The organism is Burkholderia sp. 567, assembly GCF_040545115.1.
GTDB classification, from domain to species: Bacteria; Pseudomonadota; Gammaproteobacteria; order Burkholderiales; family Burkholderiaceae; genus Burkholderia; species Burkholderia ambifaria.
On record NZ_JBEPLG010000001.1, the window covers coordinates 925,624 to 944,094 of the forward strand.

Here is an 18,471-nt window from a genome sequence, read left to right on the forward strand (position 1 = left end):
ATGAAGATCGCTCTGGATCCCTACATGATTCGCCACCTGCCGCTCGACCGGTTGCCGCACGCGGTCGCCGAGCTCGGCTACGACCAGATCGAGCTGTCGCCGCGCAGCGATTTTCTCGACTGGTGGGTGATGCCGCGCGCGACGCGCGCGCGCATGACCGCGTTCCGGCACGCGTTGCGCGCAAGCGGCGTGGGGCTCGCGTCGCTGCAGCCGATGTACCGCTGGGCCAGCCCGTTCGAGGACGAGCGGCAATGGGCGGTGCGCTGCTGGAAGAAGGCGATCGAGGTCGCCATCGAGATGGAATGCGCGCTGATGGTGTCCGAGTTCGGGCGCGGCGCGTCGCCGGAGCGCTCGGTCGGCGAGCGGCCGGGCGCGAACCCGAAGGAGCTGTGCGAAGCCGCCTGGTTCCGTTCGATGGACGAGTTGCTGCCGATCCTCGAGCGCGAACGCATCGTGCTGTCGGTCGAGCCGCATCCGGAGGACTGGATCGAGCAGCTGCAGCCGGCGATCGACATCGTCACGAACCTCGGCTCGCCGTCGCTGAAGCTGTCGTACATCGCGCCGCACACGTTCTACTACGGCGACGACATGGCCGCGATGATCGCGCAGGCCGCGCCGATTCTCGCGCACGTGCGCGTGGCCGACACCTTCGACCACCGCAAGAGCAGCCAGCTGCGCTACATCGTCAACCCGCCCGGCTCGAACCAGATCCGCGTGCACCAGCATCTCGACATCGGGCAGGGCGAGATCGACTGGGACATGTTTTTCCGCGCGCTCGGCGACGCCGGCTTCGACGGCGTGATGTCGTCGTGCGTGTTCGCGTGGGAGGACCGCGCGGAAGCGTCGTCACGCTACATGCGCGACACGATCCAGCGCTACGTCGAGCGCCATTTCGATCGCGCGGCGGCGCGCTGACTCAATACCGACCGGCGCGGCACCGGCCGCGCCATGGATTAACGACAGACTGGAGATATCCGGATGACCTTGCAAATCGGCGTGATCGGCTGCGGCGCGATCGGCCAGGACCATATCCGCAGGCTGACGCGCACGCTGTCCGGCGCGCGCGTGGTGGCCGTCAACGACATCGATCCGCAGCAGGCGCGCGATGCGGTGACGAAGTACGGGCTCGATGCGGAAATCTACGGCGACGGCCACGAGGTGGTCGCGGCCGCCGACGTGCAGGCCGTGCTCGTCACGTCGTGGGGGCCGACGCACGAAGCGTTCGTGCTCGACGCGATCGCGCACGGCAAGCCGGTGTTCTGCGAGAAGCCGCTCGCGGTGACCGCGCAAGGCTGCATGCGGATCGTCGAGGCCGAGGTCGCGCACGGCCGCCGGCTCGTGCAGGTCGGCTTCATGCGGCCGTACGACGAAGGTTATCGCGCGCTGAAGCACGTGATCGACAGTGGCGGGATCGGCGCGCCGCTGATGCTGCATTGCGCGCACCGCAACCAGTCGGTCGGCGAGCGCTACACGACCGACATGGCGATCACCGACACGCTGATCCACGAGCTCGACGTGCTGCGCTGGCTGCTCGGTGAGGACTATACGAGCGCGCAGGTCGTCTACCCGAAGAAGACGCGCCACGCGAGCGCGCATCTCGCCGATCCGCAGATCGTGCTGCTCGAAACCGCGAGCGGCGTGCGCATCGACGTCGAGATCTTCGTCAACTGCCAGTACGGCTACGACATCCAGTGCGAGGTCGTGGGCGAGAACGGCATCGCGAAGCTGCCCGATCCGCCGGCGGTCGGGCTCAAGCACGCGGCGCGGCAATCGGTCGAGATCATGACCGACTGGAAGGAGCGCTTCATCGCGTCGTACGACGTCGAGCTGCAGGCATTCATCGACGGCGTGCGGCAAGGTGCGCTGACCGGCCCGTCCGCGTGGGACGGCTACGCGGCGGCGGTCGCGGCCGACGCGTGCGTGCGCGCACAGCAGAGCGGGGCGGTCGAGCCGATCGCGATGGCCGAACGCCCGGCGTTCTATCGCGGCTGAGCCACGGCCGCGCCACCCGCACGCGGCACCGCGCCGCTTTTCTGCCGGACTGACCGACATGACGATGAAGATTGGCTGCGCGCCCTGCTGCTGGGGCGTCGACGACGTAAACAACCCGCACCTGCCGTCGTGGCGACACGTGCTCGCCGAGGCCGCGCAGGCCGGCTACTCGGGCATCGAGCTCGGGCCCTACGGCTATATCCCGCTCGAACTCGACGTGGTGAGCGCGGAGCTCGAACGGCAGCGCCTGAGCATCACCGCCGGCACGATCTTCGACGATCTGGTGTCGCCGAAGAACCTGCCGAACCTGCTGCGCCAGACGCGCGAGATCTGCGCGCTGATCACGCGACTGCCGAAGCTGCCGACGCAGCACGGCCAGCGCTACGCGGCGCCGTACCTGGTCGTGATGGACTGGGGGCACGAGGAGCGCGACTACGCGGCCGGCCATACGGCGCGCGCGCCGCGCCTGGGCGCCGAGCGCTGGGCGCGGATGGTCGACCACATCCGCCGGATCGCGACGATCGCGCGCGACGAATTCGGCGTGCGCGCGGTGATCCATCCGCATGCGGGCGGCTACATCGAGTTCGCGGACGAGATCGACCGGATCGTCGCCGACATCGCGGCCGACACGGCCGGCCTGTGTCTCGACACCGGCCACCTGTACTACTCGGGGATGGATCCCGAGACCTGGCTGCGCCGCCATGCGGCGCGGCTCGACTACGTGCATTTCAAGGATATCGACGCGGCCGTCTACGACGCGGTGATGGGCGAGCACATCGCGTTCTTCGCGGCCTGCGCGCGCGGCGTGATGTGCCCGATCGGCAACGGCGTGCTCGACTACCGCGCGATCCGTCGCGCGCTCGACGATATCGGCTATGCCGGCTACATCACGATCGAACAGGAGCGCGATCCGCGCAACGCCGGCACGAGCCTGCGCGACGTCGCGGCGAGCCGCGCGTTTCTCGCGTCGGCCGGATTCGCATGAACGGTCGACCGCCTGAACCTTTGAACATCTGAACACCTGAACACGGACAGGAACACGACAATCATGATCGACGGACAGATTCTGCTCGGACATTCGATTCCCTGGGGCATGGTCGGCGGCGGGCTTGGCAGCCAGATCGGCTACAGCCATCGGTCGGCCGCGCTGCGCGACGGCAGCTTCCGGCTGGTCGCCGGCGCGTTCGATATCGACGCCGAGCGCGGGCGGCAGTTCGGTGTGAAGCTCGGCGTCGACGCCGGGCGCTGCTATCCCGACTACCGCGCGATGTTCGATGCCGAGGCACGCCGCGCCGATGGCATCCGCGCGGTGTCGATCGCGACGCCGAACAACACGCACTTCGAGATCTGCCGCGCGGCGCTCAACGCGGGGCTCCATGTGGTCTGCGAGAAGCCACTGTGCTTCACGACCGCGGAGGCCGAGGCGCTGCAGCGGCTGTCGATCGAGAAGAACCGCATTGTCGGCGTCGCGTACGGCTATTCGGGCCACCAGATGATCGAGCAGGCGCGCGAGATGATCGCGCGCGGCGATCTCGGCGAGATCCGCATCGTGCAGATGCAGTTCGCGCACGGCTTTCACAGCGAGGGCGTCGAGGCCGCCAGCGCGGCCGCGCGCTGGCGCGTCGATCCGACGTTCGCGGGCCCGAGCTACGTGCTCGGCGACATCGGCACGCATCCGCTGTACATCTCGGAGGTGATGGCGCCCGAGCTGAAGATCCGCCGGCTGATGTGCTCGCGGCAGAGCTTCGTGAAGAGCCGCGCGCCGCTCGAGGACAACGCGTTCACGATCATGGAATACGACACGGGCGCGATCGGCTACGTCTGGTCGAGCGCGGTGAACGCGGGCTCGATGCACGGGCAAAAGGTGCGCGTGATCGGCTCGAAGGCGAGCGTCGAATGGTGGGACGAGCATCCGAACCAGTTGCGCTACGAAATCCAGGGGCAGCCCGCGCAGGTGCTCGATCGCGGGATGGGCTATCTGCATCCGCACGCATTGCGCGAGGATCGCATCGGCGCCGGGCATCCGGAAGGGCTGTTCGAAGCATGGTCGAACCTGTATGCGCGTTTCGCGCTCGCGATGGATGCGGCCGATCGCGGCGACGCGCAAGCATTGCAGAACATCCGCTTTCCGGACGTTCATGCGGGCGTCGAAGGCGTGCGCTGGGTCGAGAACTGCGTGCGCTCCGCCGATGCGGGCGGCGTGTGGGTCGACTATCGTTGAGTCATGGCAGCCGATGCGCGGCATCGGCCGTCGGCCGCCGGCGTCGGTAGCGGCCCTGATCTTTACGGCGCGGCGAGCGCATTGGAAAATGGGCTCCGGTACGGTCCCGGTACGGTTCCAGTATCGCCGTGGAGCGTGTGCAGGTGATGATCGAGCGCGTGGGAGCGAGCAGGCGGCACGGGCCGTGCCGCAAACGTGATTAAATTCGCCCTTCATGCATGTATTCAGGGGAGTCCCGGGCCGCGCCCGCAAGCCGCGCGCGCATCGGGGCCGTCAACTTCGCGCTATCCGATGAGTTCATCCGAGAAACCTCCCGCCACCGTCGAGGAGTTCCTGCAGCATCTGACGCAGGAGTACGACGGCCTCAGCAATCGCCTGAAGGTGATTGCGCGTCACGTGGAAACGCATCGCGACCAGCTTGGCCTGGAGGGCATCCAGTCGCTCGCGGAGGCCTGCGGCGTCCAGCCGTCGGCCGTCGTGCGGTTCGCGAAGCATTTCGGCTTCTCCGGCTTCTCCGAGATGCAGCGTCTGTTCCGCGAGGGCCTGGCCCAGCAGATCGCGCCGGGCCGCGCGTACAACCTGCGGTTGCGCGACGTGATCGAATCGGGCTCGTCGAGCCTGCAGCCCGAGCAGATCGCCGACGAATTCATCAAGGGCAGCATCGCCGGGATGCAGCAGCTGCGGCAGACGCTCGATCCGCAGGCGCTCGCGCAGGCCGTCGACCTGCTCGCCGACACGCAGGCAATCTGGATCGCCGGCTCGCGCCGCGCGTTTCCGATCGCCGTGTATCTCGACTATGCGCTGCAGCACACCGACAAGCGCATCGGCCTGTTCAGCGCGCTCGGCAGCATGCATCTCGGCCAGATCCGTTCGGTGCGCGAAGGCGACGTGATGATCGTGATTTCGTTCATGCCGTATGCGGAAGAAACCGTGCAGGTCGCGCAGCAGGCCGTGCAGCGCGGCGCGCGCCTGATCGCGATCACCGACAGCCGGATGAGCCCGCTCGCGCGGGAGGCCGAGGTGACGCTGATGGTGCAGGACAGCGCGACGTTCGGGTTCCGCGCGCTGACCGCGACGATGGGCCTCGCGCAGAGCCTGTTCGTCGCGCTCGCGTACCGCCTCGAGCTGTCGTACCTGCCGACCGCCGACGGCGCACACGGCACGAAGGCCGGCTGACACCGGCCATGTGCTCGCCCGCCGCCCGCCGGATTGCCCGGCGGGCGGCGCGCGGGCCCTTACTTCGCGGTCGGCATCGCGAACTCGGCGCCCTTGCCGATGCTCGACGACCAGCGCTGCATCACCGACTTCTGGCGCGTGTAGAAGCGCACGCCTTCCTCGCCGTACGCATGCATGTCGCCGAACAGGCTCTTCTTCCAGCCGCCGAAGCCGTGCCATGCCATCGGCACCGGAATCGGCACGTTGATGCCGACCATCCCGACCTGGATGCGCCGCGCGAACTCGCGTGCGATGCCGCCGTCGCTCGTGTAGCAGGCGACGCCGTTGCCAAACTCGTGCGCATTGATCAGGTCGACCGCTTCGCCGAAGTCCTTCACGCGCACGCAGCCGAGCACCGGCCCGAAGATTTCTTCCTTATAGATGCGCATGTCGGGGCTCACGTGATCGAACAGCGTGCCGCCGGTGAAGAAGCCTTGCTCGCGGCCCGGCACGCGCAGCCCGCGCCCGTCGACCACCAGTTGCGCGCCTTCGCTGACGCCTTGCTCGATATAGCCTTCGATGCGCTTGAGCGCTTCGCCGGTGACGATCGGGCCCATCTCGACTTCCGGCGACATCCCGTCGCCGATCACCAGCTTGCGCGCGCGTTCGGCGACCGCCGGCACGATCCGGTCGGCCACGTCGCCGACCAGCACCGCGATGCTGATCGCCATGCAGCGTTCGCCGGCCGAGCCGTACGCGGCGCCGATCAGCGCATCGACCGCCTGCTCGATGTTCGCGTCCGGCATCACGACGAGGTGGTTCTTCGCGCCGCCGAGCGCCTGCACGCGCTTGCCCGACTGCACCGCGCGCTGCTGCACGTAGGCTGCGATCGGCGTCGAGCCGACGAAGCTGACGGCCTGCACGTCCGGATGGTCGAGCAGCGCGTCGACCGCGCCCTTGTCGCCCTGCACGACGTTGAACACGCCGGCGGGGAGGCCGGCCTGCGTGAGCAGGTCGGCGATGAACAGCGCCGCCGACGGGTCGCGCTCGCTCGGCTTCAGCACGAACGTGTTGCCCGTCGCGAGCGCGACCGGGAACATCCAGCACGGCACCATGCACGGGAAGTTGAACGGCGTGATGCCCGCGACGACGCCGAGCGGCTGGCGCATCGTCCAGTTGTCGATGCCGGTGCTGACCTGGTCGGTGAAGTCGCCCTTTAGCAACTGCGGCACGCCGCACGCGAATTCGATGATGTCGATGCCGCGCGCGACTTCGCCCTGCGCGTCGGAGAACACCTTGCCGTGCTCGGCCGTGATGATCGCCGCGAGGGTATCGCGATGCTCGTTCATCAGTTGCAGGAAGCGGTGCAGCACGCGTGCGCGGCGGATCGGCGGCGTCTCGGCCCAGGCCGGGAACGCGGCATGGGCCGACGCGACGGCGCGCTGCACTTCGTCGCCGTCGGCGAGCGCGACGCGGCGCACCGCGCGGCCCAGCGCCGGGTTGAGGACGTCCTGGAAGCGGCCGCTGCGGCCGGCAACGGGCGCGCCGTCGATGTAATGGCCGACGTCGGCGTCGGACGTGTACGCGGGAACCGGGTTCATCGTGTCTCCTGGGGGATTGGGGGGCGGACGGAACCTAGTCTAGGCAAAGCGGCGGGGCGGGAGAAGGCCGCGCAGCTTGATTCACTGTTCAGAATTCTGAATAATCAGTGAATGAATCAGCAAAATGTCCAGACGCTCTGGCCGCATATCCATTCGCTGACGGTGCTCGCCGCGGCCGGCAGTTTCACGGCCGCCGCGCAGCGGCTCGGCATCAGCAAGGCCGCGATGAGCCAGCGCATCGCCGATCTCGAGAAGGCGGCCGGCGTGCCGCTCGTGCGGCGCACCACGCGCAGCGTGCGGCTCACCGACGCGGGCCAGACGCTGGTCGACAGCACGCGCGACGCGTTCGAGTCGATCGGCCAGCATTTCGCGCGCGTGAAGGATCTGGCCGGCGAACCGCGCGGGCTGCTGCGCGTGACGGCGCCCGTCGCGCTCGGGCGCCAGCAGGTGGTGCCGCACCTGCCCGATTTCCTGCGGCAGCATCCGGGCGTGCACATCGAGCTCGACCTGTCCGACCGGCTGCATTCGCTGACGCAGGAGGGCTTCGATCTCGCGATCCGCCATACGACGACCGCGCCGCAGACTCACGTCGCGTGGAAGCTGTGCGACACGCGTTCGCTGCTGGTCGCGAGCCGCGACTACCTCGATGCGCGCGGCGCGCCGCGCCACCCGAGCGAGCTCGTCGATCACAGCTGCCTGTGCTACCTGCGCGACAACGAGCCGGCCGCCTGGAGCTTCGAGCCCGACGGCCGGCGCCGCCAGCGCGTGAGCGTGCCGGTGCGCGGCAGCTTCGCGGCCAATAACAGCGAGGCGATGCGCGAGGCGGCGCTCGGCGGGCTCGGCATCGCGCTGCTGCCGGATTTCAGCGCGCAGCGCGATCTCGACGCAGGCCGGCTCGTCGCGCTGCTCGACGGCTGGCGGCCGTCGGGCGCGTTCGGCGACCATATCTTCGCGATCCGGCCGTACAGTCCGGTCGTGCCGAGCGCGGTGCGCGCGCTGGTGCGGCACCTGCGCGAGCGGCTCGCCGGCGGTTTTTCGGGCGCCTGAGCGGCGCGCGCGGCCGTGCCTGCCTGCCCCATTGGTCGTGCCTGGGCGGCGCGGGCAGGGCCGGCCGCGCTGCGGTAAAATCGCCGCTTCCTCCCGCGCCCGCGTGGCGCGTCACTCGAAGGTCGACAGCCGATGCAGATTCACAAGGAAGTGGACGCGCGCGGGCTTAATTGCCCGTTGCCGATCCTGCGCGCCAAGAAAGCGCTCGCCGATATGGAGAGCGGGCAGATCCTCAAGGTGCTCGCGACCGATCCGGGCTCGCAGCGCGATTTCGCCGCGTTCGCGAAGCAGACGGGCAACGAGATCGTCGAAGTGACGACCCAGGACAAGACCTTCGTATTCCTGATGCGCCGCCGCTGACGGCCACATCACGCGCCTCTCGCGGCACCCGGCCGGGCAGCGCCCGTGGCGGGCCGGCCGCGCCTTCGCTGCCTCTGACAATTCTTAAACCTCGTCGAACGACCGGCTGCGTATACTGACCCGGCCGGTCGTCCGTCTCGGATGGATGCGCCGGCCACGGTACGTCATACGAGGCGGGCACGGGGGCCATGCCTGACGCGACCGTCGTACAAACGGGGAGAGGACATGTCCTTCAGACAAGGGACCATTCGAAGTCCGTCCGCGGCGGAACGCATCGCGCCCGCACGCGCGGCGGGGTCGAGCCGGATCGAGCTCGACCCGCAACAGGATCGCCACGCGCGTGCCGCGCTGGAGGCCTATGCCGATTCGGCGGCGGCCGAGATGCCGTGGCTGGCCGAATCGCTCGACGAACGGCTGCGCGACGCCGCGCACGGCGACGGCGCGGGCCTCACGTATTGCGGCGCGACGGTCGAACGCGTGTTCGATCTCGCGCACGCGTGGGCGGCGAGCCAGCCCGACTATGCGGCGCCGGCGTGGGAGCGCGTGCGCGGCCAGCTGGAGCGGATGCTGCGGCAGCCGACGCTGCGGCAGCCGACACTGCGGCAGCCGGAGTAGCCGTCGCTCGCGCGGCGGCGGCGTGTGCCGGCCGACGATTTTGCCGAGCCGATGGCCGGCCTGGCGGGCGCCAAACCAGGGCGCGTAATCGCGCGATGGGCAGGATTATTCGAATAAAGGACCGTAGTCCGCGCAATTTCTTGGCGAATTTCATACTACTATGATGAAATCGCCGGTTCGTCCGTGCCCCGTTTTTGAGATATTGGCCGGGGCGCCGTGTCACGCAGGGTGCGCGATCGGCAAACGGCGGCTCGCCGGCCGGCGTCGGAAGCCGTGCCCGTGTGCGGCGCGGCGGAGTGAGCGCGGGGAGCTGAACTGGACGGATCGATTTCGATTTGCGGGGTGCTATGAGAATTGCTGTACTGGATGACGATCCGGCCCAGACGGATTTCGTCAGTCAAACGCTGACGGCCGCCGGCCACACGTGCTATGCGTTCAAGGAAGGCAAGGCCCTGAAGAAGCGTCTGCAGCGCGAGACGTTCGATCTGCTCGTGCTCGACTGGAACGTGCCCGACATGTCCGGCGAGGAAGTGCTGAAGTGGGTCCGTGCGAACCAGTCCGAGCACAGCCTGCCGATCATCTTCATGACGAGCCGCGACGACGAGGCGGGGATCACGCAGATCCTCAACGCCGGCGCCGACGATTACGTGGTCAAGCCCGTGTCGGGCCCGATCCTGCGCGCGCGCATCGGCTCGCTGCTGCGCCGCGCGTATCCGGTCAATCCGGAGGCGACCGTTCGCGAGTTCGACCAGTTTCGCTTCGACGTGAACCTGAAGCAGGCGTATGTCGGCGACAAGGCCGTGAGCCTCACGCAGAAGGAATTCGAGCTCGCGCTGCTGCTGTTCCAGCATCTCGACCGGCCGCTGTCGCGCGCCCACATTCTCGATCTCGTGTGGAAGCAGGCGACCGACATTCCGTCGCGCACGATGGACACGCACATCTCGATGCTGCGCACGAAGCTCGGCCTGCGGCCGGAAAACGGCTATCGCCTCGCGCCGATCTACGGCTACGGCTACCGGCTCGAACGCGTCGGCCAGGGAGAACCGGAGTGATCGCGCGACTCACGCAGCGCACGCCGGGCCTGCGCACGGCGGCACTGCGCGCGGCGTGCGCGGTCGCGCTTGCGTGCGCGGCACAGCAGGCCGCCGCGCGGCCGCCGGCTGCCGCGGGCAAGACGATCGTCTACCGAACGCAAGCCGGCGACACGCTGTACGACGTCGCCGCGCGCTACCTGCAGGGCCCGGACGACTGGCAGGTGCTGCAGCAGATCAACGGCGTGCCGGCCCCGAAGCGCCTGCAGCCTGGCATCGCGCTGAAGCTGCCGGTCGCGCGGCTGCGCAAGGAAAAGCTGACCGCGCGTGCCGTCGCGGTGCAGGGTGCGGCCGAGCGCACGTCCGGCGACGCCTACGCGCCGCTCGCCGACGATGCGACGCTCAACGAGGGCGACCGCGTGCGCACCGGCGCGAACGGTTTCGTGACGATCGAGCTCACCGACGGCACGCACATGAGCCTGCCGCCCGACAGCCAGCTCGACCTGAAGACGCTGCGCCGCACCGTGCTGACCGGCACGCTCGATCGCGAGTTCGAGCTCACGCGCGGCTCGGTCGACAGCGAAGTCACGCATCTGAAGAAACGCGACGACCGCTTCCAGATCCGCTCGCCGTCGGTCGTGGCCGGCGTGCGCGGCACGCGCTTTCGCGTGAACTACGACGCGGCCGGCAACGCGGCGACGCGCATCGAAGTGCTCGACGGCACCGTCGGCGTCGCGGGCAAGCGGCAACCGGTCGACCCGACGCTCGTGCATGCGAACTTCGGCAGCATCGCCACGTCGTCCGGCGCGATCGGCGCGCCCGTCCAGCTGTTGCCCGCACCGGCGCTCACGCATCCGGACAAGGTGCAGGACGAGCCCGACGTCGCGTTCGACATCGCGCCGCTCGCCGACGCGCACGCATACCACCTGCAGCTCGCGCACGACGCGGGCATGCTCGACCTGTTCCGCGAAACCCGCACCGATACGCCGAGCGCGGTGTTTCGCGACGTGCCGAACGGCACGTATTTCGTGCGGGTCGCCGCGATCGACACCAACGGCCTCGAAGGCATGCCGCGCACCTATGCGTTCGAGCGGCGCCAGATGGGGCTCGACGCGAGCGCGTCGCCCGGCGCCGGCGGCTACGAGTTCCGCTGGTCGCCCAACGGCTCGGGCAAGGATGCGCGCTACCGGTTCGTGCTGTCGCGCTCGAAGGACCTGAGCGCGCCGGTCGTCGACCAGGTCGGCCTGCACGCGCGCAAGATCACCGTCGCGCACCTGCCGCCCGGCGACTACTACTGGGCCGTGACGGTCGAGGAGTTCGAAGGCGGCAAGTTCTATCAGAAGACGAGTCCGGTCAGCGCGTTCACGTTGTCGCGCTGATCCGCGGCACATGAAAACCGACTCCGTTTCCCCGCGGCGGCGCCTCGGCCGCCGCTTCCTGATCGAGTGGATCGCGATCGGCTGCCTCGGGATCGCGGTGATCCTCGCGTGCGCGCTCGGCCGGCTGTCGTCGAGCGTCGACGGGCTGATCTACGACCGGCTGCTGATGCTGCGCAGCCTGCCGCTGTCGCCCGACGTCGTCGTCGTCGACATCGACAACCAGAGCGTGTCCGCGCTCGGCCGCTGGCCGTGGCCGCGCAGCGTGCATGCGCGGTTGCTCGACACGCTGGCGCGTGCGCAGCCGGCCGCCGTCGTCTACGACGTGCTGTTTACCGAGCAGTCGCCTGAGGATCGTCCGTTCGCGGACGCGATGGCCCATGTACCGACGTTCCTCGCCGTGCTGCTGAGCCCGGAGCAGGCGGACGGCACGCGCACCGTCGATCCGCCGGTGGCCGAGCTTGCGGCCCGCGCGACAGGGCTCGGTCACATCAATCTCGAAGTCGATCCCGACGGCATCGTGCGCAGCGTCGCGCTGTTCGAAAGCGACGGACGCGTGCGCTGGCCGCAACTGATGGTGCCCGTCTACCGCGCGCTCGAGGCCGGCCGCCTGCATCCGGTCGGCGGCGCGCCCGGCGCGCATGCGCACGACCTGTCGCGCGACGTGACAGGCGAGGGCCGCTACCTGATCCCGTTCAGCCGCAACACGCCCGCGTATCCGACGCTGTCGTTCGACGACGTGCTCGAAGGGCGTGTGAAACCCGACGCGCTGCGCGGCAAGATCGTCGTCGTCGGGGTGACCGCGTCGGGCCTCTACGACCGCTTCGCGACACCGGTGTCGGGCGAGTTCGGCCCGCTCGCCGGCGTGTACATCCATGCGAACGTGCTCGACATGCTGACGACCGGCAGCGCGATCCTGCCCGTGTCGCGCGCGGGGCTGTTCGTCGCGTCGCTGCTGCCGCTCGCGGTGCTGCTGGCCGGTTTCCTGATGCTGTCGCCGTGGCGTGGCCTGCTGCTCACGCTGAGCCTGGCCGCGGCGGCCGTCGTCGCGAGCGTGGCGCTGTTGTTCGAGGCGCGCGTGTGGCTGTCGCCCGCGCCGGCGATCTTCGGGCTGATCGCCGTGTACCCGATCTGGAACTGGCGGCGCCTCGAAATGACGATGTCGTACCTGCGCCGCGAGCTGCAGCGGCTCGCCGACGAGCCGCACCTGCTGCCCGAGGCGCCGCGCACGCGCAGCGTCGGCGGCGACGTGCTCGAACGTCAGATGGCGCTGATGGCGCAGGCCGCGCAGCGCGTGCAGGACATGAAGCGCTTCGTGTGGGACAGCCTCGACAGCATGCCGGAGCCGATCTTCGTCACCGACCTGGCCGGCACCGTGCTGATCGCGAACCATGCGGCGAAGCGCTACGGGTCGCGGCTCGCGCTGCCGTTGCCGGAAGGGCGGCCGCTGCGCGCCGCGCTCGGCGAGCTGACCTTCATGAAGACCGTCGACGGCAACGTCGAACACGACGTCGCGATCCGCGAACACTGGCCGGCCGCGCTCGACCCGACGCTCGAGGCCGAGCACGACGCGATGGCGCGCGGCATCGAGGTGCGCGACCGCGACGGGCTCGACCATCTGCTACGCTACGCGGCATGTACGAACGCGCAGGGCCACGTGACGGGCTGGATCGCCGGCCTCGTCGACGTGACCGAGCTGCATGCGGCCGAGCGGCAGCGCGAGGAGGCGCTGCACCTGCTGTCGCACGACATGCGCTCGCCGCAGTCGTCGATCCTCGCGCTCGTCGAGATCGAGCGCGAACGCGTCGAGACCGACGCGACGCGCCGGCTGCTCGCGCGGATCGAGCGGTATGCGCATCGTGCGCTGTCGCTTGCCGACGAATTCGTGCAACTGGCGCGCGCGGAGTCGCAGGCGTACCAGCTCGAGCCGACGAGCCTCGTCGACGTGCTGATCGACGCGAGCGACGAAGTCTGGCCGCAGGCGCAGGCCAAGCGCATCCGCATCGATACCGACGTCGGCACCGACATGGGCTGGACGCGCGCCGACCGCTCGCTGATCACACGCGCGTTCGTCAACGTGCTGAACAACGCGGTCAAATACAGTCCGTCCGACACGGTGATCACGTGTACGCTGACGATCGAGCACGCGTCGAGGCGGATGTTCTGTACGATTCGCGATCAGGGGTACGGCATCGCGCCGGAAGATCAGCGGCATCTGTTCGAGCGTTTCAAGCGGTTCCATGCCGGCGAGCGGCCCGAAATCTCGGGTTCGGGGCTCGGCATGGCATTCGTGAAGACGGTCGTTACGCGCCACGGCGGCAGCGTGACGGTCGACAGCGAAGTGGGTGTCGGCACCGCGGTGACGGTGTCGCTGCCCGCGATCGACGAGCCGTCCGCCTGACAGGGCCGGGCACGACGGCAGGCATTTGGGGGAAGTCATGAGAAAGGAATGGGCAGCGACCGCATTGGCGGCGTCGCTGTTGACGGGTTGCGCCGGCGTCACGACCGGCGTGAGCGCGCTCGGGCAGCCGAATGCGTTCGCGTCCGGTGCGCACGGCTACGATGTCGTCCGCACGGCCGCTCAGGCCGACGATGCCGAATATCGACGGATCGAGACGCTCGTGCGCGACGAGCTCGCGCAGCGCGGCTTCGACGCGCAAGCCGGCAAGGATGCGCGCTACCGGCTGTCGATCGCGTATGCGACGCAGCCGGCATCGGTCGCGGCGACAGCCGACCAGTGCGGCGCCGCGAGCAGCGCGTGCGTGACCGTCGACGGGCCGGCGCCGTTCGCGCTGCCGTTCGCGGGCACTGTGTACCGCCACGTGCTGACGCTGCGTTTCGTCGACGCGAGCTCCGGCGCGGACGTCTATCGCGTGTCGGCGTCGCTGCGCGATCGCGATGCGGGCACGCAGCAGGCCGCGCCGACGCTCGTGCGGAGCGCGCTCGCGAAGCTGCCGTTCGAGCAGGGTGACGGCTGGCTCGTGAAGACGAAAAAAGACGACGCGGGCACAATGCCGGGCGTCGTCTCGGTGAAGCCGGCCGCCGCGCGCTGACGCGCCGGCCGTGAGGTGAGGGCGGGCCCGCCGGAAAGGCGAGGCCGGCCCGGGCCGCGTTCAGGCGGCCGGATGCGCGTTGCCGCGCGTGCGCAGGTACGCGTCGAACTCGGTGCCGACTTCCGGGTGACGCAGCGCGAATTCGACCGTCGCCTTCAGGTAGCCGAGCTTGCTGCCGCAGTCGTAGCGCGTGCCCTGGTACTTGTAGGCCAGCACCTGTTCGTCGGCGAGCAGCGCCTGGATCGCGTCGGTGAGCTGCAGCTCGCCGCCCGCGCCCGGCTTCAGCGCGCGCAGGTGTTCGAAGATGCGCGGCTTCAGGATGTAGCGGCCGACCACGCCGAGGTTCGACGGCGCGACTTCCGGCGCGGGCTTCTCGACGATCGCCGACATCTTGACGATCGACTCTTCCCACTCCTTGCCGTCGACGATCCCGTACGACTTCGTCTCCGACGGGGGAATCTCTTCCACGCCGATCACCGAGCTGTGATAGTGGTCGAACACGTCGACCATCTGCTTCATCACCGGCGGGTTGCCGTCGAGCAAGTCGTCGGCGAGGATCACCGCGAACGGGTTGTCCGCCACGAGCTTTTCCGCGCACAGCACCGCATGGCCGAGGCCGAGCGCTTCCGGTTGGCGCACGTAGAAGCAGTCGACGTGGCTCGGCTTGATGCTGCGCACGAGCTCGAGCAGCTTTGCCTTGCCGCGCGCCTCGAGTTCCGCCTCGACCTCGTACGACTTGTCGAAGTGGTCCTCGATTGCGCGCTTGCTGCGCCCGGTCACGAAGATCATCTCGGTGATGCCCGCGGCGATCGCTTCCTCGACCGCGTACTGGATCAGCGGCTTGTCGACGACCGGCAGCATTTCCTTCGGGCTCGCCTTCGTTGCAGGGAGGAACCGCGTGCCGAGACCGGCAACCGGGAATACCGCCTTGTTGACTTTCAACATGATCGAACCTTTATTCCTGTAATCGACTTGTCAGACGGTCTATGTTCACGTTCCGATTATAGTGAACGCAAACGACCTTACCGTTTGTTACGCAGGCAACCGATCGAGCTGGGCGCGCAGTTTTTCCAGCGTACTACCGAACTCGGCCACGCGCTTTTGTTCCTGCTCGACCACGGCCGGCGGCGCCTTCGCGACGAATGCCTCGTTGCCGAGCTTCGCATTGCACTTCGCGATCTCGCCCGTCAGGCGCGCGATTTCCTTCGACAGGCGCTCGCGTTCGGCCGCGACGTCGATCTCCACCTTCAGTACCAGCTTGTTCGGGCCCACGATCGCGATCGGCGCGCCGTGCGCTTCCTTGTCGAGCGTCGCTTCGTCCGCGAGGATCTGGACTTCCGACAGGCGGGCGAGGGCCTGCACGTACGGCGCGAACGAGCGCAGGCGCTCGGCGTCGCCGGCCGCGAGCAGCGGCACCTTGGTCGCCGGCGACAGGTTCATCTCGCCGCGCAGGTTGCGGCACGCGTCGACGATCGCCTTCAGGTCGGCCGCCCATTGCTCGGACGCCTCGTCGATCTTCTGCAGGTTCGCGACCGGATACGCCTGCGTCATCAGCGACGCTTCGCCCTCGGCCTTGCCTTGCGGATAACGGCCGGCGAGCGGCGCGACCTTCTGCCAGAGCGCTTCGGTGATGAACGGGATGATCGGGTGCGCGAGGCGCAGCACCGTCTCGAGCACGCGCAGCAGCGTGCGGCGCGTCGCGCGCTGCTGTTCCGGCGTGCCGTTCTGGATCTGCACCTTCGCGAGTTCGAGGTACCAGTCGCAGTACTCGTCCCACACGAACTTGTAGATGCTGGTCGCGATGTTGTCGAAACGGTAATCGGCGAAGCCCTTCGCGATGTCGGCCTCGGTGCGCTGCAACAGCGACACGATCCAGCGGTCGGCCGCCGAGAAGTCGAGGTAGCCGCCGGGGCCACAGTCGCCCGCGCCGCACACTTCCGGCTTGTCGTTGCCGCAGTCGTGGCCTTCGCAGTTCATCAGCACGAAGCGCGTCGCGTTCCACAGCTTGTTGCAGAAGTTGCGATAGCCTTCGCAGCGCGCGAGGTCGAAGTTCACGTTGCGGCCGAGCGTCGCCATCGACGCCATCGTGAAGCGCAGCGCGTCGGTGCCGAATGCGGCGATGCCGTCCGGGAATTCCTTGCGCGTCTTCTTCTCGATGGTGGCGGCCTGCTTCGGGTTCATCAGGCCCGTCGTGCGCTTCGCGACCAGCGTTTCGAGGTCGATGCCGTCGACGATGTCGATCGGGTCGAGCGTGTTGCCCTTGCTCTTCGACATCTTCTGGCCTTCCGCGTCGCGCACGAGGCCGTGCACGTACACGGTGTGGAACGGCACCTTGCCCGTGAAGTGCGTGGTCATCATCACCATCCGGGCGACCCAGAAGAAGATGATGTCGAAGCCCGTGACGAGCACCGACGACGGCAGGAAGTGCTGCAGTTCAGGCGTTTCGTTCGGCCAGCCGAGCGACGAGAACGGCACGAGCGCCGACGAGAACCACGTGTCGAGCACGTCCTCGTCGCGCTTGAGCGCGCCGGCATAGCCCTTCGCGGCGGCCTGCGCGCGCGCTTCTTCCTCGTTGCGCGCGACGAACACCTCGCCGTTCTCGCCGTACCACGCGGGAATCTGGTGACCCCACCACAGCTGGCGCGAGATGCACCAGTCCTGGATGTTCTCGAGCCATTGGTAGTAGGTGGTCGTCCAGTTTTCCGGCACGAACTTGATCTGGCCGTTGCGCACGACGTCGAGCGACGTTTCGGTGATCGACTTGCCCGGGTTGAACGTGCCTTCCGGCGCCGCCTTCGTCATCGCGACGAACCACTGGTCGGTCAGCATCGGCTCGATCACGACGCCCGTGCGGTCGCCGCGCGGCACCATCAGCTTGTGCGGCTTCACGGAGTCGAGGAAGCCCTGCGCGTCGAGGTCGGCGACGATTGCCTTGCGTGCGTCGAAGCGGTCGAGGCCGCGATACTGCTCGGGGCCGTTGTCGTTGATCTTCGCGTCGAGCGTGAGGATCTCGATCGGCGCGAGGTTGTGGCGCAGGCCGACCTGGTAGTCGTTGAAGTCGTGCGCGGGCGTGACTTTCACGACGCCCGTGCCGAACTCGCGGTCGACGTAGTCGTCGGCGATCACCGGGATCTCGCGGCCCGTCAGCGGCAGCGTGACGAGCTTGCCGATCAAGTGCGCGTAGCGCTCGTCTTCCGGGTGGACCATCAGCGCGACGTCGCCGAGCATCGTCTCGGGACGCGTCGTCGCGACGGTCAGCGAGCCCGAACCGTCGACGAGCGGGTAGCGGATGTGCCACAGGTGGCCGTTTTCCTCTTCGCTCGCGACTTCGAGATCCGACACCGCGGTGAGCAGCACCGGATCCCAGTTGACGAGGCGCTTGCCGCGGTAGATCAGGCCCTGTTCGAAGAGCGTGACGAACACGTCGCGCACGGCGGCCGACATCTTGTCGTCCATCGTGAAATATTCACGCGACCAGTCGGTCGACGCGCCGAGGCGGCGCACCTGGCCGGTGATCGTCGAGCCGGACTGCTGCTTCCACTCCCACACGCGCTCGACGAACTTCTCGCGGCCGAGGTCATGGCGCGACACGCCTTGCGCATCGAGCTGGCGCTCGACGACGATCTGGGTCGCGATCCCCGCGTGGTCGGTGCCGGGCACCCACAGCGTGTTCTCGCCGAGCATCCGGTGGTAGCGCGCGAGGCCGTCCATGATCGTCTGGTTGAACGCGTGGCCCATGTGCAGCGTGCCGGTGACGTTCGGCGGCGGCAGCTGGATCGCGAAATCGGGGCGCGCCGGGTCGAAGGCCGGGGCGGCATAGCCGCGTTTTTCCCACTCCGGCCCCCATTGGGACTCGATGGTGTGGGGTTCGAAACTCTTCGCAAGCGTGCTGTCGCTCATAGTGAAAATCTGCCGAAAAATGCGTGTGAACTGGATGCCGAATCCGACAATTATAGATGCATCGATATTGATGGTCAGTCACTGATATCGGCCCATCAATATCGGCGGTGAGTCGAGGGG

Annotated in this window: 14 protein-coding genes and 1 pseudogene; 12 read left to right on the forward strand and 3 right to left on the reverse strand. The window is 68.3% G+C overall.

The genetic code is table 11. The annotated features are described in order from the left end of the window. The 5 genes from ABIC50_RS04330 (at window position 1) to ABIC50_RS04350 (ending at window position 5,389) form a co-directional block, all read left to right on the forward strand. Complete coding sequence (locus ABIC50_RS04330) at window positions 1-915, forward strand: sugar phosphate isomerase/epimerase family protein (protein ID WP_175785338.1); 915 nt, start codon at window positions 1-3, stop codon at window positions 913-915. 63 nt (window positions 916-978) lie between these two features. After that, entirely contained in the window at window positions 979-1,992 is a 1,014-nt protein-coding gene (gene iolG, locus ABIC50_RS04335; protein WP_126227583.1) for a bifunctional inositol 2-dehydrogenase/D-chiro-inositol 1-dehydrogenase, read from the forward strand. 58 nt (window positions 1,993-2,050) lie between these two features. Continuing rightward, the gene (locus tag ABIC50_RS04340) at window positions 2,051-2,977 is read left to right on the forward strand and encodes a TIM barrel protein (RefSeq protein ID WP_354161861.1); all 927 of its coding nucleotides are present in this window, start codon (window positions 2,051-2,053) and stop codon (window positions 2,975-2,977) included. 63 nt (window positions 2,978-3,040) lie between these two features. After that, window positions 3,041-4,213, forward strand: coding sequence for a Gfo/Idh/MocA family protein (locus tag ABIC50_RS04345; protein WP_354161863.1), 1,173 nt, complete (start codon window positions 3,041-3,043; stop codon window positions 4,211-4,213). Window positions 4,214-4,504: 291 nt separating this feature from the next. Continuing rightward, window positions 4,505-5,389, forward strand: a complete 885-nt coding sequence (locus ABIC50_RS04350) for a MurR/RpiR family transcriptional regulator (RefSeq protein ID WP_175759410.1) — start codon at window positions 4,505-4,507, stop codon at window positions 5,387-5,389. 59 nt (window positions 5,390-5,448) lie between these two features. On the opposite strand, the gene ABIC50_RS04355 is transcribed toward ABIC50_RS04350, so the two are convergent. Beyond that, complete coding sequence (locus ABIC50_RS04355; RefSeq protein ID WP_354161868.1) at window positions 5,449-6,969, reverse strand: CoA-acylating methylmalonate-semialdehyde dehydrogenase; 1,521 nt, start codon at window positions 6,967-6,969, stop codon at window positions 5,449-5,451. Between the two features lie 111 nt (window positions 6,970-7,080). On the opposite strand from ABIC50_RS04355, the gene ABIC50_RS04360 reads away from it, so the two are divergent. The 7 genes and pseudogenes from ABIC50_RS04360 (at window position 7,081) to ABIC50_RS04390 (ending at window position 14,451) form a co-directional block, all read left to right on the forward strand. Then, window positions 7,081-8,016 (forward strand): LysR family transcriptional regulator, encoded by a 936-nt coding sequence (locus ABIC50_RS04360; RefSeq protein WP_354161871.1) that lies wholly within the window; start codon window positions 7,081-7,083, stop codon window positions 8,014-8,016. A gap of 132 nt (window positions 8,017-8,148) precedes the next feature. Further along, window positions 8,149-8,376, forward strand: a complete 228-nt coding sequence (locus ABIC50_RS04365; protein WP_006753156.1) for a sulfurtransferase TusA family protein — start codon at window positions 8,149-8,151, stop codon at window positions 8,374-8,376. Between the two features lie 225 nt (window positions 8,377-8,601). Beyond that, window positions 8,602-9,108 (forward strand): annotated as a pseudogene (locus ABIC50_RS04370) (peptidase). Between the two features lie 230 nt (window positions 9,109-9,338). Continuing rightward, window positions 9,339-10,043 carry a response regulator transcription factor gene (locus tag ABIC50_RS04375; RefSeq protein WP_006756066.1) on the forward strand — a complete coding sequence of 235 codons (705 nt, stop codon included), beginning with the start codon at window positions 9,339-9,341 and terminating at the stop codon, window positions 10,041-10,043. Beyond that, complete coding sequence (locus tag ABIC50_RS04380; protein ID WP_354161874.1) at window positions 10,040-11,401, forward strand: FecR family protein; 1,362 nt, start codon at window positions 10,040-10,042, stop codon at window positions 11,399-11,401. Before ABIC50_RS04375 ends, ABIC50_RS04380 begins: the two co-directional genes overlap by 4 nt. Window positions 11,402-11,411: 10 nt before the next feature. After that, complete coding sequence (locus ABIC50_RS04385; protein WP_354161877.1) at window positions 11,412-13,799, forward strand: CHASE2 domain-containing protein; 2,388 nt, start codon at window positions 11,412-11,414, stop codon at window positions 13,797-13,799. Between the two features lie 37 nt (window positions 13,800-13,836). Beyond that, entirely contained in the window at window positions 13,837-14,451 is a 615-nt protein-coding gene (locus ABIC50_RS04390; protein ID WP_354161881.1) for a DUF4136 domain-containing protein, read from the forward strand. A gap of 60 nt (window positions 14,452-14,511) precedes the next feature. Here the strand turns inward: ABIC50_RS04390 and galU are convergent, their stop codons facing one another. Next, on the reverse strand, window positions 14,512-15,396 hold the full coding sequence (gene galU, locus ABIC50_RS04395) for a UTP--glucose-1-phosphate uridylyltransferase GalU (protein WP_011656638.1): 885 nt from the start codon (window positions 15,394-15,396) through the stop codon (window positions 14,512-14,514). An 87-nt stretch (window positions 15,397-15,483) separates the two neighbouring features. Beyond that, window positions 15,484-18,351, reverse strand: coding sequence for a valine--tRNA ligase (locus tag ABIC50_RS04400; protein WP_126227593.1), 2,868 nt, complete (start codon window positions 18,349-18,351; stop codon window positions 15,484-15,486). Between the last annotated feature and the right edge of the window lie 120 nt (window positions 18,352-18,471).

Bases quoted from the DNA above. Each gene is read 5' to 3' on its own strand.
- ABIC50_RS04385 (WP_354161877.1), top strand. From the start codon at position 11,412: ATGAAAACCGACTCCGTTTCCCCGCGGCGGCGCCTCGGCCGCCGCTTC.
- galU (WP_011656638.1), bottom strand. From the start codon at position 15,396: ATGTTGAAAGTCAACAAGGCGGTATTCCCGGTTGCCGGTCTCGGCACG.
- ABIC50_RS04375 (WP_006756066.1), top strand. From the start codon at position 9,339: ATGAGAATTGCTGTACTGGATGACGATCCGGCCCAGACGGATTTCGTC.
- ABIC50_RS04390 (WP_354161881.1), top strand. From the start codon at position 13,837: ATGAGAAAGGAATGGGCAGCGACCGCATTGGCGGCGTCGCTGTTGACG.
- ABIC50_RS04400 (WP_126227593.1), bottom strand. From the start codon at position 18,351: ATGAGCGACAGCACGCTTGCGAAGAGTTTCGAACCCCACACCATCGAG.
- ABIC50_RS04350 (WP_175759410.1), top strand. From the start codon at position 4,505: ATGAGTTCATCCGAGAAACCTCCCGCCACCGTCGAGGAGTTCCTGCAG.
- ABIC50_RS04330 (WP_175785338.1), top strand. From the start codon at position 1: ATGAAGATCGCTCTGGATCCCTACATGATTCGCCACCTGCCGCTCGAC.
- ABIC50_RS04355 (WP_354161868.1), bottom strand. From the start codon at position 6,969: ATGAACCCGGTTCCCGCGTACACGTCCGACGCCGACGTCGGCCATTAC.
- iolG (WP_126227583.1), top strand. From the start codon at position 979: ATGACCTTGCAAATCGGCGTGATCGGCTGCGGCGCGATCGGCCAGGAC.
- ABIC50_RS04340 (WP_354161861.1), top strand. From the start codon at position 2,051: ATGACGATGAAGATTGGCTGCGCGCCCTGCTGCTGGGGCGTCGACGAC.
- ABIC50_RS04365 (WP_006753156.1), top strand. From the start codon at position 8,149: ATGCAGATTCACAAGGAAGTGGACGCGCGCGGGCTTAATTGCCCGTTG.
- ABIC50_RS04345 (WP_354161863.1), top strand. From the start codon at position 3,041: ATGATCGACGGACAGATTCTGCTCGGACATTCGATTCCCTGGGGCATG.
- ABIC50_RS04360 (WP_354161871.1), top strand. From the start codon at position 7,081: ATGAATCAGCAAAATGTCCAGACGCTCTGGCCGCATATCCATTCGCTG.